General features: G+C 51.0%; 17 protein-coding genes. 12 read left to right on the forward strand and 5 right to left on the reverse strand.

Features of this window, described 5'->3' with window-relative positions:
• Positions 1–44: 44 nt before the first annotated feature.
• The 3 genes from clpP to bolA all read right to left on the reverse strand — a co-directional run bounded on the left by clpP (position 45) and on the right by bolA (position 2,917).
• Positions 45–668, reverse strand: a complete 624-nt coding sequence (clpP, locus tag ACJY2L_RS11790; RefSeq protein ID WP_067428420.1) for an ATP-dependent Clp endopeptidase proteolytic subunit ClpP — start codon at positions 666–668, stop codon at positions 45–47.
• A 335-nt stretch (positions 669–1,003) separates the two neighbouring features.
• Positions 1,004–2,308 carry a trigger factor gene (gene tig, locus ACJY2L_RS11795; RefSeq protein WP_439212729.1) on the reverse strand — a complete coding sequence of 435 codons (1,305 nt, stop codon included), beginning with the start codon at positions 2,306–2,308 and terminating at the stop codon, positions 1,004–1,006.
• A 294-nt stretch (positions 2,309–2,602) separates the two neighbouring features.
• Positions 2,603–2,917, reverse strand: a complete 315-nt coding sequence (gene bolA / locus ACJY2L_RS11800) for a transcriptional regulator BolA (protein ID WP_439212728.1) — start codon at positions 2,915–2,917, stop codon at positions 2,603–2,605.
• Between the two features lie 279 nt (positions 2,918–3,196).
• Here bolA and ACJY2L_RS11805 point away from each other — a divergent pair, with 279 nt between their 5' ends.
• The 8 genes from ACJY2L_RS11805 to ACJY2L_RS11840 all read left to right on the forward strand — a co-directional run bounded on the left by ACJY2L_RS11805 (position 3,197) and on the right by ACJY2L_RS11840 (position 11,990).
• Positions 3,197–3,772 carry a lipoprotein gene (locus tag ACJY2L_RS11805; RefSeq protein WP_439212727.1) on the forward strand — a complete coding sequence of 192 codons (576 nt, stop codon included), beginning with the start codon at positions 3,197–3,199 and terminating at the stop codon, positions 3,770–3,772.
• Between the two features lie 47 nt (positions 3,773–3,819).
• Positions 3,820–5,298, forward strand: a complete 1,479-nt coding sequence (ampG, locus tag ACJY2L_RS11810; protein WP_187486205.1) for a muropeptide MFS transporter AmpG — start codon at positions 3,820–3,822, stop codon at positions 5,296–5,298.
• Between the two features lie 431 nt (positions 5,299–5,729).
• Positions 5,730–6,656, forward strand: coding sequence for a cytochrome o ubiquinol oxidase subunit II (gene cyoA, locus ACJY2L_RS11815; RefSeq protein WP_067428406.1), 927 nt, complete (start codon positions 5,730–5,732; stop codon positions 6,654–6,656).
• A gap of 4 nt (positions 6,657–6,660) precedes the next feature.
• On the forward strand, positions 6,661–8,643 hold the full coding sequence (gene cyoB / locus ACJY2L_RS11820; protein WP_067428403.1) for a cytochrome o ubiquinol oxidase subunit I: 1,983 nt from the start codon (positions 6,661–6,663) through the stop codon (positions 8,641–8,643).
• Positions 8,643–9,263 carry a cytochrome o ubiquinol oxidase subunit III gene (locus ACJY2L_RS11825; RefSeq protein ID WP_187486206.1) on the forward strand — a complete coding sequence of 207 codons (621 nt, stop codon included), beginning with the start codon at positions 8,643–8,645 and terminating at the stop codon, positions 9,261–9,263. Before cyoB ends, ACJY2L_RS11825 begins: the two co-directional genes overlap by 1 nt.
• On the forward strand, positions 9,263–9,592 hold the full coding sequence (locus ACJY2L_RS11830) for a cytochrome o ubiquinol oxidase subunit IV (RefSeq protein ID WP_067428392.1): 330 nt from the start codon (positions 9,263–9,265) through the stop codon (positions 9,590–9,592). Before ACJY2L_RS11825 ends, ACJY2L_RS11830 begins: the two co-directional genes overlap by 1 nt.
• A gap of 13 nt (positions 9,593–9,605) precedes the next feature.
• Positions 9,606–10,493 (forward strand): heme o synthase, encoded by an 888-nt coding sequence (cyoE, locus tag ACJY2L_RS11835; protein WP_067428389.1) that lies wholly within the window; start codon positions 9,606–9,608, stop codon positions 10,491–10,493.
• Positions 10,494–10,625: 132 nt separating this feature from the next.
• Positions 10,626–11,990 (forward strand): MFS transporter, encoded by a 1,365-nt coding sequence (locus tag ACJY2L_RS11840; protein WP_439212726.1) that lies wholly within the window; start codon positions 10,626–10,628, stop codon positions 11,988–11,990.
• 31 nt (positions 11,991–12,021) lie between these two features.
• Here ACJY2L_RS11840 and ACJY2L_RS11845 read toward each other — a convergent pair whose 3' ends face one another.
• Entirely contained in the window at positions 12,022–12,513 is a 492-nt protein-coding gene (locus tag ACJY2L_RS11845; RefSeq protein ID WP_067428383.1) for a YajQ family cyclic di-GMP-binding protein, read from the reverse strand.
• A 120-nt stretch (positions 12,514–12,633) separates the two neighbouring features.
• Between ACJY2L_RS11845 and panE the strand changes: the two genes are divergently transcribed.
• Positions 12,634–13,548 carry a 2-dehydropantoate 2-reductase gene (panE, locus tag ACJY2L_RS11850; protein ID WP_209500416.1) on the forward strand — a complete coding sequence of 305 codons (915 nt, stop codon included), beginning with the start codon at positions 12,634–12,636 and terminating at the stop codon, positions 13,546–13,548.
• The gene (gene yajL, locus ACJY2L_RS11855) at positions 13,508–14,098 is read left to right on the forward strand and encodes a protein deglycase YajL (RefSeq protein ID WP_439212725.1); all 591 of its coding nucleotides are present in this window, start codon (positions 13,508–13,510) and stop codon (positions 14,096–14,098) included. The genes panE and yajL overlap by 41 nt, the downstream gene beginning before the upstream one ends.
• 57 nt (positions 14,099–14,155) lie before the next feature.
• On the opposite strand, the gene thiI is transcribed toward yajL, so the two are convergent.
• On the reverse strand, positions 14,156–15,604 hold the full coding sequence (gene thiI, locus ACJY2L_RS11860) for a tRNA uracil 4-sulfurtransferase ThiI (RefSeq protein ID WP_187486208.1): 1,449 nt from the start codon (positions 15,602–15,604) through the stop codon (positions 14,156–14,158).
• Positions 15,605–15,834: 230 nt separating this feature from the next.
• Between thiI and xseB the strand changes: the two genes are divergently transcribed.
• Together xseB and ispA are read left to right on the forward strand one after the other, a co-directional pair.
• Positions 15,835–16,077 (forward strand): exodeoxyribonuclease VII small subunit, encoded by a 243-nt coding sequence (gene xseB, locus ACJY2L_RS11865; protein WP_067428373.1) that lies wholly within the window; start codon positions 15,835–15,837, stop codon positions 16,075–16,077.
• Positions 16,077–16,976: a (2E,6E)-farnesyl diphosphate synthase gene (gene ispA / locus ACJY2L_RS11870; RefSeq protein WP_067428370.1), complete on the forward strand. Its 900-nt coding sequence runs from the start codon at positions 16,077–16,079 to the stop codon at positions 16,974–16,976. The genes xseB and ispA overlap by 1 nt, the downstream gene beginning before the upstream one ends.
• Positions 16,977–16,978: the final 2 nt, after the last annotated feature.

Genomic DNA, 16,978 nt, shown 5'->3' on the forward strand with positions numbered 1-16,978 from the left:
AGCGTTTACTCCGTTAACTATAGAACGGATAAACGAACCGGGCCTTATTCGCGATGCGTCAGAATGGAATCGACAAGGCCATACTCTACCGCTTCGCTGGCTGAGAGGAAACGATCCCGCTCGGTATCTTTCTCAATTTCAGCCAATGTCTTGCCGGTATGTTCCGCCATCAGCTCATTCATACGCTGCTTCACTTTCAAAATTTCACGCGCATGAATTTCAATGTCGGTCGCCTGGCCCTGATACCCGCCCAACGGCTGGTGAATCATGACCCGCGAGTTAGGTAGACAAAAACGTTTACCTTTAGTGCCCGCAGTCAGCAAAAATGCACCCATTGAACAGGCCTGACCCATACAGATGGTGCTGACATCAGGTTTGATAAACTTCATCGTGTCATAAATTGACATGCCCGCAGTAATAACACCGCCTGGGGAGTTAATATAGAGGTAGATGTCTTTTTCGGGATTTTCTGCTTCGAGAAACAGCATCTGGGCGACGATCAGGTTCGCCATGTGATCTTCAACCTGGCCGGTCAGAAAGATCACGCGCTCTTTAAGCAGGCGAGAATAGATATCGTATGAGCGCTCGCCACGGGAGGTTTGTTCAACCACCATCGGCACCAGCGCCATATTTGGTGCAGTAAATTCACGTTCGCCACTGTATGACATTACCATCTCCTGGATAAATTTCATTTGGCCACAACTCAACCGATTCTACTCGAGGAGACACAGCAAGACTATGCTCCCGCTCCGTAACCGATGCCAGTAGCACGGTTAATCAGCCAGCGTAGTTACAGCTTCTGTACAGAGGGATCTGGGGATCGAGCTCAGTTATTTCAAGCATAACAACGTTTTCATTAATCGCTAACCTTGAAAATCAGCTTAACGGTTATTTTGCCGGATAATTAAGCGAATAGCTGATAAAAGAGCGCTTTCCCTGAGCCATAAAAGCAAAAAGCCCACTACTTTGCAGTAGCGGGCTGAGTAGCAGGTCGCGCGGATTATCAGGCTGTAGCAGTCTGATTCATCAAATCCTGGAAGCTGGTGGCTTTTTCAGTCACTTTCGCTTTTTCCAGTACCGCTTCAACAGCCTGCTCTTCCAGGGCAACGTTGCGCATGTTGTTCATCAGCTCGTTGTTTTTGCTGTAGAACTCGATCACTTCCTGTGGATCTTCATAGGCAGACGCCATCTCTTCGATCAGCGTTTGCACACGTGCTTCGTCTGCTTTTAGTTCGTGAGTGCGAATAACTTCGCCCAGCAGGAGACCGACAACAACGCGACGCTTTGCCTGCTCTTCGAACAGTTCACGCGGTAATTCCAGTGCCTGGTTTTCATTGCCGCCGAAACGCTGTGCAGCCTGACGACGCAGCACGTCGATCTCGCTGTCAACCAGCGCAGCTGGCACATCGATTTCGTTAGCATTCACTAAGCTGTCAATCGCCTGGGTTTTTACACGGTTACGCACAGCGCCTTTCAGTTCACGTTCCATGTTCTTACGTACTTCAGCACGCAGACCGGCAACGGAACCATCTTCCACGCCAAAGCGAGAAATGAACTCTTCAGTCAGTTCAGGCAGCTCACGCTCTTCAACTTTCTTCAGCACGATTTCAAACTTAGCATCTTTCCCTTTCAGGTTTTCAGCATGGTAATCGTCCGGGAATTTAACGTTGATGGTGAAGGTTTCGCCTGCTTTATGGCCAGCAACACCTTCTTCAAAGCCTGGGATCATGCGGCCTTGTCCCATAGCGAGAACGAAATCAGTGGCTTTGCCGCCTTCAAACTCTTCACCATCGACAGAACCGGTGAAATCGATGGTAGCGCGATCTTCAGTGGTCGCAGATTTATCGGTCTCTTTCCAGGTAGCCTGCTGCTTACGCAGGGTTTCCAGCATGGCGTCAACGTCTTCATCAGTTACGTTCACAACTGGCTTTTCTACTTCGATAGATTCCAGATCTTTCAGCTCTACTTCCGGATAGACTTCAAACTCAACGGAGTAAGTGAAATCGCCGCCTTGCTGATATTCACCCGGCACATAGTTAGGTGCGCCAGCTGGATTAATCTTTTCTTTGATGATTGCATCGACAAAGTTACGCTGCATCAGATCGCCCAGTACGTCCTGACGAACAGACGCGCCGTAACGCTGAGACACAACGGTCATCGGCACTTTACCTTTGCGAAAACCATCAATACGGACTTTCTTAGCTACTTCAACCAGCTCTTTTTTCACTGCGCTTTCAATGCTGTCAGCAGGGACAGTAATCGTAACGCGACGGCCAAGGCCCTGAGTGGTTTCTACTGAAACTTGCATCTTGTTACCTCAAAAAATCACGTGCTCGGTCAACTTCAGACACCACACATAGTGAAAATGCGCCGTATCCAATAACCGGGAGCGCTTCTGTCATCAGAATCACAATCCCTGTTACCAGTAGCATCCCGAAGACATTCCGGAAAAATAGACGCAGCATTATAGCGGCATCACCTTAATGAGTCGAGAACGCAAACCCGCTGCTTTTCCAGCTATTTCACGGTCTGTGCCGCAAAAACGACGAAAAGCCCGGCGACAAAAAAACGGCCCGCAGGCCGTTTATTGCATCGTCGCCGGTTACGCCAGCGTTCCCGCGCCTCGGCAATTCGGAGATGCCGGTACTGTATCCTGCAATCCTTCCCACTCTTTTACCGTGTAAGTATGTAACGCTAAAGCATGGACGCTGCCCGCCAACTCTTCTGACAACCGGCCATAGATAGCGCGATGACGTGCCAGAAATCGTTGCCCCATAAACTCATCGCTGACAATCACCACTTTGAAGTGGCTTTCTGAACCCGCCGGTACATTGTGACGGTAGCTTTCATCATGTACTTCCAAATGTATTGGTTGAAACGCTACACGCAACTTTTCTTCTATTTGCTCGCGAATCATAGTGTCACTCCTCATGGCTCTCTACGGCGCCCCATCTCATTCAATATTAGTTGGTTTTATACTTTATCCGTATCAGCGAAGCGAAAATAATCTGTTACGCACTCATGCGATAGCAGGTGATATGCCCGCTACAGGTTGGTAAAAGCGCTGAAATTTGCTTTGTTGCAGATGCCGCAAGATGATGAATTTACATGCTATCAGGGCTTCCTTACCTGCACGGCAATGATATGATGACGGCAGTTTTGCAGACCACTAACACAGCCTAAAGAGACAATAAGCATGTATAAGAAATTACTTTTCCCACTGCTGGCCTTGATTTTGGCTGGTTGTGCAAGCCCTACAAATACGCTGAACGTTCAGCCTAAAATTGAACTGCCGCAGCAGGACCCAAGCCTGACCGGTATTACTGTCAGTATCAACGGCGCCGACCAGCGTGCCGATCAGGCACTTGCTAAAGTTAACCGCGATGGACAGTTGGTAACATTGACGCCTTCGCGCGATCTGCGTTTCCTGCTGCAGGAAGTGCTGGAAAAGCAGATGACCACACGCGGTTACATGGTCGGTCCGAATGGCGCGGTTGATCTGCAAATCGTGGTCAACAACCTCTATGCCGACGTTACACAAGGTAGCGTGCGTTACAGCATCACCACTAAAGCGGATGTGTCTATTATCGCTACCGCGAAAAATGGTAATAAGCAGGTCAAAAACTATCGCCAGACCTACAGCGTAGAAGGCGCATTTAGCGCCACCAACGCTAAAATCACTAATGCCGTTAACGCTACGCTTGGCGATGTCATCAGCGATATGGCCCAAGATACCAGTGTGAACAGTTTTATTAAGCAAAACGCCCGCTAATTATCTCCTGTGCCCGGCCTGTGCCGGGCATGTCTGTTAAGGTTTGTATGACCCCTTCTTATCTGCGCATGTTTACCCAGCCCAAAGCGGCTATCTTGTTAATGCTGGGATTCGCTTCCGGGCTACCGCTGGCGCTGACTGCGGGCACGTTGCAAGCATGGATGACAGTGGAAAACATAGACCTGAAGACCATCGGTTTTTTCTCTCTGGTCGGTCAGGCCTATGTTTTCAAATTTCTGTGGGCACCTTTTATGGATCGCTACACGCCGCCATTTTTTGGGCGTAGACGCGGCTGGCTGTTGCTGACTCAATTCGCCTTGCTGGCAGGCATTGTCACTATGGGCTTTTTGCGTCCTTCACAGGATCTCACTCTGATGGCCGCTGTCGCCGTGGCGATTGCCTTTTGTTCAGCCTCGCAGGATATCGTTTTTGACGCATGGAAAACGGATATCTTGCCTGCGCAGGAGCGAGGCAGCGGCGCGGCATTGACCGTATTAGGCTATCGGTTGGCGATGCTGGTTTCTGGCGGATTAGCGCTGTGGCTGGCTGACCGCTGGCTTGGCTGGCAGTTAACCTACTGGCTGATGGCAGCGTTAATGCTGCCTGCAATTTTCGCTACCTTGATGGCTGATGAACCTCAAGCAGTCAGCAGCCAGCCCAGAACGCTGGAACAGGCAGTAGCCGCTCCCCTGCGCGATTTCTTTAGCCGCAACAATGCCTGGCTTATGCTGTCATTAATCATTCTTTACAAGCTTGGCGATGCATTTGCCGCCAGCCTGACCACCACCTTTTTGATTCGCGGCCTGGGCTTCCAGGCGGGAGATGTGGGTCTGGTCAATAAAAGCCTTGGACTGTTAGCGACAATCATTGGCGCTTTATACGGCGGCGTGTTGATGCAGCGCCTGTCGTTATTCCGTGCGCTGATGATATTTGGCCTGTTACAGGCCGTCTCTAACTTCGCTTACTGGCTGCTTGCCGTGACGCCACAGCATCTGTGGACCATGGGCAGTGCGGTATTTATTGAAAACCTGTGTGGTGGCATGGGCACAGCGGCCTTTGTTGCCTTGTTAATGACGCTGTGTAATAAGAACTTTTCTGCAACCCAGTTTGCTCTGCTTTCCGCCCTTTCGGCAGTAGGTCGGGTGTATGTAGGGCCCGCTGCCGGCTGGTTTGTAGAGCTGTGGGGGTGGCCACTGTTTTACGCCTTCTCGGTAGTGGCCGCACTGCCAGGATTGCTGCTGCTGTGGGCATGCCGCGATACACTGACGCTGAGCCAAAAAACAGGCGCATTTTTGCCTCGCGTTGAGTTAACCATTGCGTATCGCTTGAGTCTGAAGCTGTTGATGCTGGGTGCGCTGCTGCTGTTGATCTGGCTTATGCTATTGATAGCCAATATGTTGCATTTTTCTCTCGCTGACCATTTGCTGAGTGCGCTGTTCAGCAGCGGTTTAGCGTTGGTTCTTGCCAGCATTATTGTCGGCTCAGTTCTGGATTATGTTGCGTTACGGCGCACCCGTTACAATTAACGTTACGACTAGCTTAGAATGCACATTGCGCAACCGCAAAAATTAATAGAGTTTTGAGAACAAAATATTTTTAAAATAACTTCAAAGCGGGCAAATGTGCATAAGGGCTTATTTTCAACCGGAGCGTTATTATATTTGTATAATTATTGTCTCCCAAATGATGCGTAGATGTTAAATAATCATGTCCTGGTTTCATCGTTTATAATTTAGATGTTTTTTACTGCATTTTCTTCATTAGTTTTTGTTATATTATACTCAACTGCTTGCCAGAATTGAGATTTTGTCACGCTGCGAAACATCTGTGATGCTCTTAGCAAAAGGTGTCAACGGCACCCTGACGCAATCTTAAGCTGGTTTACAGTAATGCAACCTTCCCGTAAAATGCCGCCACACTTAAACGACAATAGAGCCCTTGTCATTGAGGTCGTTAAATGAGACTCAAGAAATACAATAAAAGTTTGGGGATTTTGTCATTAATCGCGGGCACTTTATTGCTAAGTGGCTGTGATAATGCATTGTTAAATCCTAAAGGTCAGATTGCATTGGAGCAACGTTCACTGATACTGACAGCCTTTGGCTTGATGTTGATTGTTGTTATTCCAGCAGTTCTGATGGCCGTCGTGTTTGCCTGGAAATATCGGGCGTCCAATACGAATGCCAAATATAGCCCTAACTGGTCGCACTCGAACAAAGTTGAAGCCGTGGTCTGGACGATTCCGATCCTGATCATCATCTTCCTTGGTGTGTTAACGTGGAAATCAACCCACGCCCTGGAGCCGAGCAAACCGCTGGCTTCTGACGTGAAACCGGTTGAGATCGATGTTGTCGCCCTGGACTGGAAATGGCTGTTCATCTATCCGGAGCAAGGTATTGCAACTGTAAACCAGATTGCTTTCCCGGCGAACACCCCAGTTAGCTTTAAAATCACTTCCAATAGCGTCATGAACTCGTTCTTCATTCCTACCCTTGGCAGCCAGATTTATGCCATGGCCGGTATGCAGACAAAGTTACATTTGATTGCGAACGAACCCGGTACTTTTGACGGCATCTCTTCTAACTTCAGCGGCCGTGGTTTCTCAGGCATGAAGTTCAAAGCGATTGCTACTCAGAACGATGCTGAATTCCAGCAGTGGGTTGCGAAAGTGAAAGCTGCACCTAATGCCCTGGCCAACATGGAGGATTTCGAGAAATTGGCAGCGCCAAGCGAAAACCATCCGGTTGAATATTTCTCTTCAGCGAACCCTGAACTGTTTGTGCAAATCATCAACAAGTTCAAGATGAGCCACGGGAAAATGGACATGCCAAAGCACGAAGGTATGGACATGAGTAAATCCGCGACGGCGGGAGCCGAGGAATAAAACGATGTTCGGAAAATTAACACTGGATGCAGTGCCGTATCATGAACCGATTATCATGGTTACGGTTGCCGGTATCATTCTAGGTGGCCTGGCGGTTGTTGCTGCCCTCACCTACTTTGGTAAATGGCAATATCTTTGGTCGGAATGGTTAACTTCAGTTGACCACAAAAAATTAGGCATCATGTACATCATCATGGCATTTGTCATGCTGCTGCGTGGTTTTGCCGATGCAATTATGATGCGTACCCAGCAGGTGCTGGCATCCGCAGGTGAAGCGGGCATTTTGCCACCGCACCACTACGATCAGATCTTTACCGCCCACGGCGTTATCATGATCTTCTTCGTAGCGATGCCATTCGTGGTCGGCCTGATGAACCTTGCTGTTCCTCTGCAGATCGGTGCGCGCGACGTTGCTTTCCCGTTCCTGAATAACCTGAGCTTCTGGTTCACCGCTGTTGGTGTGATCCTGGTTAACCTGTCACTGGGTGTGGGCGAATTCGCACAGACCGGTTGGCTGGCTTATCCGCCGCTCTCGGGTGCGGAGTACAGTCCTGGCGTAGGGGTAGATTACTGGATCTGGTCGTTGCAGCTCTCCGGTATTGGTACCACCCTGACCGGCGTGAACTTCTTTGTGACTATCCTGAAAATGCGCGCACCAGGCATGAGCCTGTTCAAAATGCCGGTTTTCACCTGGACAGCACTTTGTACTAACGTCCTGATCATTGCTGCGTTCCCGGTGCTTACCGTGACGCTGGCGCTGTTGACGCTTGATCGTTACCTCGACTTCCATTTCTTCACCAATGAAATGGGCGGTAACATGATGATGTACGTCAACCTGATTTGGGTCTGGGGTCACCCGGAAGTGTACATTCTTGTTCTGCCGGTATTCGGTGTTTTCGCTGAAATCACTGCGACCTTCTCCAAGAAACGTCTGTTTGGCTACACCTCACTGGTTTGGGCTACCATCGCCATTACCGTGCTGTCGTTTATCGTTTGGTTGCACCACTTCTTTACAATGGGTGCAGGCGCGAACGTTAACGCCTTCTTCGGCATCATGACGATGATTATCGCTATCCCAACCGGCGTTAAGATCTTTAACTGGCTTTTCACCATGTATCAGGGCCGCATTCAGATGCACTCTGCGATGTTGTGGACAGTTGGCTTCCTGGTCACCTTCTCTATCGGCGGTATGACCGGTGTTCTGCTGGCAGTGCCAGGCGCAGACTTCGTGCTGCATAACAGCCTGTTCCTGATCGCACACTTCCATAACGTGATTATCGGTGGTGTGGTGTTTGGTTGTATGGCTGGTGTGACCTACTGGTTCCCGAAAGCGTTCGGCTTTACCCTGAATGAAACCTGGGGCAAGCGCGCGTTCTGGTTCTGGATTATCGGCTTCTTTGTTGCCTTTATGCCGCTGTACGTGCTGGGCTTTATGGGCATGACACGTCGTCTGAGCCAGGATATCGATCCTCAGTTCCACTCACTGCTGGTTATTGCCGCAGTCGGTGCAGCGCTGATCGCTTGCGGTATCCTTTGTCAGCTGACCATGTTCTGGGTATCGGTACGTGACCGCGATCAGAACCGTGACCTGACTGGCGATCCATGGGGCGGCCGTACGCTGGAGTGGGCAACCTCTTCACCACCACCGTTCTATAACTTTGCTGTAGTGCCTCATGTTCACGAGCGCGATGCGTTCTGGGAAATGAAAGAGAAAGGCGAAGCTTATACTCAACCGGCTAAATATGAAGAGATTCATATGCCGAAGAACAGTGGTGCCGGTATTGTTATCGCCGCGTTCGCTACGCTGTTTGGTTTCGCTATGATCTGGCATATCTGGTGGCTGGCGGGTCTGTCCTTCCTGGGCATTATTGTTTCCTGGATTGTGAAGAGCTTTGACGAAGACGTGGACTACTACGTGCCGGTTAAGGTGATCGAGCAGCTGGAGAAACAGCACTTTGACGAAATCAGCAAAGCAGGTCTGAAATAATGTCAACTGAAACTGCGATTAAACATCATCACGACGACGCCCATGCGGAGCATGGGCATCACGATGCAGGAGCCAATAAGATCTTTGGCTTCTGGATCTACCTCATGAGTGACTGCATTATCTTCGCAACCCTTTTTGCGACCTATGCAGTAATGGTGAACAACACTGCCGGTGGCCCGGCAGGTAAAGACATCTTTGAGTTACCGTTTGTGCTCGGTGAAACAGCGCTTCTGCTGTTAAGCTCCATCACCTATGGCATGGCCGTTATCTCAATGAACCATGACAAGAAAGGTGGCGTGAATGCCTGGCTTGCGCTGACGTTCCTGTGCGGTCTTGGCTTCATCTGTATGGAAATCTATGAATTCCATCATCTGATTGCTGAAGGTTACGGTCCGAACACCAGTGGATTCCTCTCTGGCTTCTTTACGCTGGTAGGTACGCATGGTCTGCACGTGACTTCTGGTCTGATTTGGATGCTGGTACTGATGTTCCAGATCTCCAAACGTGGCCTGACCTCAACAAACCGTACACGTATTCTGTGTTTGAGCTTGTTCTGGCACTTCCTTGACGTGGTATGGATTTGTGTATTTACCATTGTTTATCTGATGGGAGCCATGTAATGAGTCACTCAACCAACGAACATGTTGTCCCACATAGCACCGTGAAGTCCTATATGGTTGGCTTCATCCTTTCTATCATCCTGACCGGTATTCCGTTCTGGATGGTAATGGATGGCAGCGCATCACATACCACGATTATTGGTGTCGTTGTCGCTTGTGCGGTTGTTCAGGTTATCGTTCACCTGATTTACTTCCTGCACCTGGATACGAAAACTGAAGGCGGCTGGAACATGGTCGCCATCGTTTTCTCGGCACTCATCATTCTGATCGTTGTTGTAGGCTCGCTGTGGATTATGTGGAACCTCAACTACAACATGATGGTTCACTAAAGAGTCGCATGTAATGATTAAGCAATACCTGCAAGTAACAAAACCAGGAATTATTTTCGGGAATTTAATTTCTGTCATTGGCGGATTTTTGCTGGCGTCCAAAGGCAGCATTGATTACGTCCTGTTTCTCTCCACCCTGGTAGGTGTTTCGCTAGTGGTTGCATCAGGTTGTGTATTCAACAACGTGATTGACCGTGACATCGACCGCAAAATGGAGCGGACCAAGAATCGAGTGCTGGTGAAAGGCCTTATCTCTCCGAAAGTAAGCCTGGTTTATGCAACCGCGTTAGGTATTGCTGGCTTTGCGTTACTCTATCTCGGAGCAAACCCGCTGGCCATGTGGCTGGCGGTGATGGGCTTCGTGGTGTATGTCGGCATTTACAGCCTCTATATGAAGCGTAATTCCGTTTATGGCACGCTGATTGGCAGCCTGTCAGGCGCGGCGCCTCCGGTTATCGGTTACTGTGCAGTAACGGGCAACTTTGATACCGGTGCGCTGATCCTGCTGGCTATTTTCAGTCTGTGGCAGATGCCACATTCTTACGCCATTGCGATTTTCCGCTTCAAAGATTATCAGGCAGCTAATATCCCGGTTCTGCCAGTAGTGAAAGGCATTTCGGTGGCAAAAAATCATATTACGCTCTACATTTTGGCGTTTATGATTGCCACGCTGATGCTGACGCTTGGCGGCTATGCGGGTTATAAGTATCTGATCGTCGCGGCGGCAGTCAGTGTCTGGTGGTTAGGCATGGCGCTTTCTGGTTACAAAACCTCAAACGATCGTGTTTGGGCGCGTAAACTGTTTGTTTTCTCCATTGTCGCCATTACGGCACTGAGCGTGATGATGTCGATTGACTTCATGACGCCTGCATCGAAAGATATGCTGACCTACGTGTGGTAATCGCATAAAGCAATATCATCAGGGGGCGCGATTATCGCGCCCTTTCTTTTTGTTACCACTGCTTAAAAACTATTATTTTACCCGCCCTGCCCTGCTCCTTAAAATAGTGCCAGCAAATTAACTGAGGTAGTAATGAACGATAATAAAATGACTCCAGTGGAGCTGCGTGCCACCTGGGGCTTAGGCACGGTTTTCTCATTACGCATGCTGGGTATGTTTATGGTTCTTCCCGTATTAACGACATACGGCATGGCATTGCAGGGTGCCAGCGAAACGTTAATCGGATTGGCTATCGGCATTTACGGTCTGGCTCAGGCTATTTTTCAAATTCCTTTTGGACTGCTCTCAGATCGCATCGGCCGTAAACCATTGATTGTAGGCGGTCTGCTGATATTCGTCCTTGGCAGCATCATTGCGGCAAACACCACGTCAATATGGGGCGTGATTTTAGGTCGTGCGTTGCAGGGCTCCGGGGCGATTGCCGCAGCCGTGATGGCGTTACTTTCCGACCTGACGCGCGAGCAAAATCGCACCAAGGCGATGGCCTTTATCGGCATTAGCTTTGGCATTACCTTCGCCATTGCCATGGTAGTGGGACCGGTGGTCACTCATCATTACGGACTGCATGCGCTGTTCTGGATGATTGCCGTGCTGGCCTCGTGCGGCATTCTTATCACGTTGTTCGTGGTGCCGAGTGCGCCACAGCATTTGCTTAACCGCGAATCGGGCATGGTGAAGGGCAGCTTCCGCAAAGTATTAGCCAATACCCGCCTGCTGAAGCTTAACTTTGGCATTCTCTGCCTGCATGTTTTGCTCATGTCCAGCTTTGTTGCCCTGCCCGGCCAGTTTGAGCTGGCGGGTTTTCCCGCCGATCAGCACTGGAAAGTCTATCTGGCAACCATGCTGATTGCTTTTGCGGGCGTGGTGCCTTTTATTATCTACGCTGAAGTTAAGCGGCGGATGAAGCGCGTTTTTGTCAGCTGCGTTGCGCTAATTCTGATCGCTGAAATTGTGCTGTGGGGCGCAGGTAACCACTTCTGGACGCTGGTGGTTGGCGTCCAGTTATTCTTTTTTGCTTTCAACCTGATGGAAGCCATCTTACCGTCGTTGATCAGCAAAGAGTCGCCCGCGGGCTATAAAGGCACAGCGATGGGCATCTATTCCACCAGCCAGTTCATCGGTGTGGCCATTGGCGGCAGCATGGGCGGCTGGCTGTTTGGCCAGTTTGATGCACAAACGGTATTTTTATCAGGTGCCATTGTTGCCGCAGTATGGCTGCTGGTCAGCACCACCATGAGTGAGCCGCCTTATGTCAGCAGCCTGCGTATCGTACTGAGCGAAAAAGCGCTACAACAGCGTGATCTTGAAGCACGCCTGAAGGCGCAGGAAGGGGTAAACTCGGTGTTTATCGTGCCGGAAGAGCGCAGCGCCTACGTTAAAATAGACAGCAAAGTGACTAATCGACTGGAGCTGGAAGCCTTAATCGCCAGCGCCTGAAAATCGGCCCCGTTCAGCGGGGCCTGTTATTTTAGTCGCGGAAATTTTTAAACTGAAACGGCTGCCCCAGATTCCCACTTTTTACCAGCGCCATAGCGCTTTGCAGATCGTCGCGTGACTTACCGGTGACACGCAGTGATTCACCCTGAATCTGCGTCTGCACTTTAATCTTGCTCTCTTTGATCAGCTTAACAATTTTCTTCGCCATATCCGCTTCGATGCCTTTTTTCAGGGTGGCATCCAGCATCCAGGTTTTACCGCTGTGTTCGATCTCTTCGGGCACTTCGATCGCTGCACCTTCAATACCACGCTTCAACAACTTCTCGCGCAGGATTTCGATCAGTTGCTTAACCTGGAAATCAGACTCACTCAGAACCTTGATGCTTTCGTTCTTCTCGTTAAGTTCAAAACTGGCCGTCACGTTACGGAAGTCAAAGCGCGTTGCGAGCTCACGATTGGCGTTCTCCACTGCGTTACGCACTTCCTGCAGATCAACTTCGGAAACGATATCGAAAGATGGCATTATTTTTTTCTCCTGAGGCTAAAGTGACATGCATAATACCCGCCTTGCGCAGCCAAAAAAACCGTCTGTCGCGAAAGCTATACTTAACAGGCTACGTAACCCCCACCCGCAGGAGAAACTATGAAAATTACCGTGCTGGGTTGTGGCGCCCTCGGGCAAATTTGGCTGACGGCGCTTCAACGCCAGGGCCATGAAGTTCAGGGCTGGCTCCGTGTGGCGCAGCCTTACTGTTCGGCAAATGTCATCACGCCAGACGGCGTCACGCTGAATCAAACCTTTATTGCTAACGATCCGCTTTTTCTCAGCGAAAGCGACCTGCTGTTGGTTACGCTAAAAGCCTGGCAGGTTTCCACCGCGGTGAAGAACCTTGAGCCGCTGTTATCGTCTGGCTGCGCAATACTGTTGTTACACAACGGCATGGGTACGCTGGAAGAGCTAGGCGCCCTTGCCCAGCCGCTCTTAAACGGGATCACCACTCACGCTGCCAGGCATGACGATACCGTCGTCGTGCATGTTGCCGCAGGTGTCACGCATATTGGTCCGGCTAATGCTGAAGGCGCAACCTTAAGCGATCTGGCAGAAGTGCTTCACCATGCCCTGCCGGACGTTGCCTGGCATAACCATATCGCTTCAGCCAGCTGGAATAAGCTGGCGGTTAACTGTGTGATCAACCCGCTCAGCGTGGAACATAACTGCCAGAACGGCGATCTGCTGGTGCATCGCGAGCAGATTGCCTTGCTGTGTGACGAAATCGCTGAGGTGATGGTGCGTGAAGGTGAACATACATCATCAGAAAGCCTGCAGGATTATGCGATCGCCGTGATGCAAAGCACCGCGGCTAACACCTCTTCTATGCTGCAAGACATTCGTGCTCAGCGACGAACTGAAATCGAATACATTACCGGTTACCTGTTGCGCCGCGCACGGGCACAGGGTCTGACCGCGCCGGAAAATCGGCGTCTTTATGAACTCGTTAAAAACAAGGAGTCGTGGTATGAGCGTGAACGTATTGGTTTGCCTGGCACATGGCAGTGAAGAAACCGAAGCCGTCACCACTATCGATTTGCTGGTGCGCGGCGGCATTAAGGTGACTACTGCAAGCGTGGAGAGCGATGGCGCGCTGGAAATCACCTGTTCACGCGGCGTCCGCCTGCTGGCAGATGCGCCGCTGGTGGCCGTTGCCGATGGTGAGTTCGATGCCATCATTTTGCCCGGCGGTTTACGGGGAGCCGAAACCTTTCGCGACAGTCCCCTGCTGATAGAAACAGTGCGTCACTTTCATCAGTCCGGACGTATCGTGGCAACAATTTGCGCCGCTACCGGCACGGTGCTGATTCCGCACGCGCTGTTCCCAGTGGGTAACATGACCGGCTTTCCTGGTTTAAAAGAGACCATTCCGGAAGCGCAATGGATGGAGAGACGCGTGGTGTGGGATCGTCGGGTTAACCTGCTAACCAGCCAGGGGCCGGGTACAGCAATGGATTTCGCGTTGAAGCTGATTGATCTGCTGGTGGGAAAAGAGATGGCTCAGGAGGTTGCCGCGCAGCTGGTGTTGCCGCCCGGCATTTATGACTATCGCGAGTAACAATGCTGCATCTACTCTGGCCGCCGTTTTTGCTATACGGCGGCCAGGGTGAACCGATCAGGGCCGATAAACCTTAACGTTTTTGAAGCCTTGCTCATGCAGATAAAGTGCCTGCAGACGGCTCATCACGCCGCGATCGCAGTATAACAACCAGGTTTTACTCTGATCGAGATCGGCAAAGTGGCTGCCAAGCTTATAGAAAGGCATCGATTTGATCTCGACGCCTGTCACGTTCAGCGGGCGGCTATCCTGCTCATCAATAGAACGAATATCCAGCACCGCATCGCTGTCACCGAATGAAGCCACGGTTTCCACTTCGATCACTTCTTCTTCCGTCTGCTCGGCAATCTCGCGGATATCAACGTTAGTGGCTTCCTGCACCACCCGCTCCAGAATGGAGAAGTCGAAATTTTGCTCTTCCGCTTCGATCTTCGCCTTCACTGCTCTCACCGTTGGGCTTTTGGAGATCACCCCACAATATTCTGGCATGGTACGGGCGAAGTCTTCGGTGCCGATGGCCCGGGCAACGTTGATGATGTGCTCTTTATCGTGGGAGATCAGCGGGCGCAAAATCAGCGTATCGCTGGCGTTGTCGATTAAGCGCAGGTTGGTTAACGTCTGGCTGGAAACCTGGCCCAACGCTTCGCCGGTGACCAGCGCCTGCACGCCATAGCGTTCAGCTACCAGCGAGGCGGCGCGCACCATCATGCGTTTCAGCACCACGCCCATCTGGCCATCTTCCACCCGCTCAAGAATCTCGCCGACCACTGGCTCAAAGTTGATGGCGACAAAGCGCACCCGGTGAGATCGACCAAAACGGTTCCACAAATAATGTGCGACCTGACGAACGCCAATCTCATGCGCAGCGCCGCCCAGGTTAAAGAAGCAATAATGCACGCGACAACCGCGACGCATCAGCATATAGCTGGAGACGCCGGAATCGAATCCACCAGAGATCAGCGACAGCACATCATCCTGCGTGCCAATCGGGAAGCCGCCAATGCCTTCATAACGGCCGTTGACCAGCATCAGGCGATCGTTATCGATCTCAAGGTTGATCGTTTCCTGCGGATGGTTAAGTTTAACCGATGCGCTCTCGACATGCTGATTCAGGCCGCCACCAACATAACGCTCAACATCCTGCGAGCTAAAATCATGTTGGCCGCGTCGTTTAACGCGCACGCAGAACGTTTTACCTTCGATGCGGCTGCGGTATAACTCCAGCGTCTGCTCAAAGATATGATGCATATCGGTATAGGCGCGATCTTCCACTTCCAGCACGTGGTGAATACCGGGAATACGCTGCAGCTCGTCGATTAGCGCTTCGCGCATCGACACTTTTTTAGCGCGCACCTCGATATGATCCCAGTGGCGGACAACCGCCAACTCGTCATCCACTTCTTTAAGCGTATTGCGAATGTTGCTGGTCAGGATTTTGATAAAGCGCAGTCGCACGGACTGACTTTTGATAGTAATTTCGGGGAATAACTTAATGATAAACTTCATGGCGGCACGGGTTCGTTGAGCAAATAAGTGCTAAAAGACGAAGCACTTAGCTGGTAAAATCATAGGATTGCGTTACAGCCAGCGGCTGTAAGCATCCGGGGAGCCGTATTGTATCACCATTCCCCTGGCGGCGCTTTAGCAACGGCCGCTATTGATTGTTTTGCTAATTATTTCCCGTCAGCTACCATGACCGCAGCAGAACGACATTTATTTGTTAAATGAGACCCACTATGCCAAAAAAAGCCGCAACGCCCGTCAGCTTTGAAAGCTCTCTGCAACAGCTGGAGCAAATTGTTCAACGCCTCGAAAGTGGCGATTTGCCACTGGAAGATGCCCTCAACGAATTTGAGCGCGGCGTGCAGCTGGCCAGAGTTGGGCAACAGACACTACAACAGGCGGAACAGCGCGTACAGATACTGCTCAGCGACGACAAAAATGGTGAGCTGACGCCTTTTACAGCGGAAAATGAATAATGCATTTTTCTGATTTATTGCATGTTTATCACCAGCGCGTAAACGACGCGCTCTCTCGCCTGTTAGCGCCACTGCCTTTTCAGGATTCTCCACTGGTGAATGCCATGGAATATGGGGCATTATTAGGCGGTAAGCGGCTGCGTCCTTTTCTGGTATATGCCACCGGCGAAATGCTGAAGGCAGATTCCGCCAGCCTTGATGCGCCTGCCGCCGCCATTGAGTGCATTCACGCTTACTCACTCATTCACGATGATCTTCCGGCTATGGATGACGATCGTCTGCGCCGTGGCCAGCCTACCTGCCACATCAAGTTTGGCGAAGATACGGCGATTCTCGCAGGCGATGCGCTGCAAACGCTGGCATTTTCTATCCTTACCGATGAACCGATGCCCGGCGTCAGCGCCGAATATCGTCTGGCAATGGTTTCAGAGCTTGCTCAAGCCAGTGGCGTGGCGGGCATGTGCGGTGGCCAGGCGCTGGATTTGCTGGCAGAGGGCAAACAGGTCGACCTCGCCCAGCTGGAGCAAATTCATCGTCTCAAAACGGGTGCGCTAATCCGCGCAGCGGTAAGACTCGGCGCCCTTGCCGCCGGAGAAACCGGGAAAGCGGCCATGCCCGCGCTGGATCGTTACGCCAACGCTATCGGCCTGGCCTTTCAGGTGCAGGACGACATTCTTGATGTGGTCGGCGATACGGCAGTGCTCGGTAAACGTCAGGGCGCGGATGAAGAATTAGGTAAAAGCACCTATCCTGCGTTAATGGGTCTCGACAATGCGCGCGGAAAAGCCTGGGATCTTTATCAGGAAGCATTAGGTGCACTGGAAACGCTTGCGGCGCAATCTTTCAATACGATGCCATTACAGGCACTGGCAAGCTTCATAATTGAACGCGACAAATAACC

It is taken from the genome of Duffyella sp. Ts4 (genome assembly GCF_051851875.1).
Taxonomy (GTDB): Bacteria; Pseudomonadota; Gammaproteobacteria; order Enterobacterales; family Enterobacteriaceae; genus Duffyella; species Duffyella gerundensis.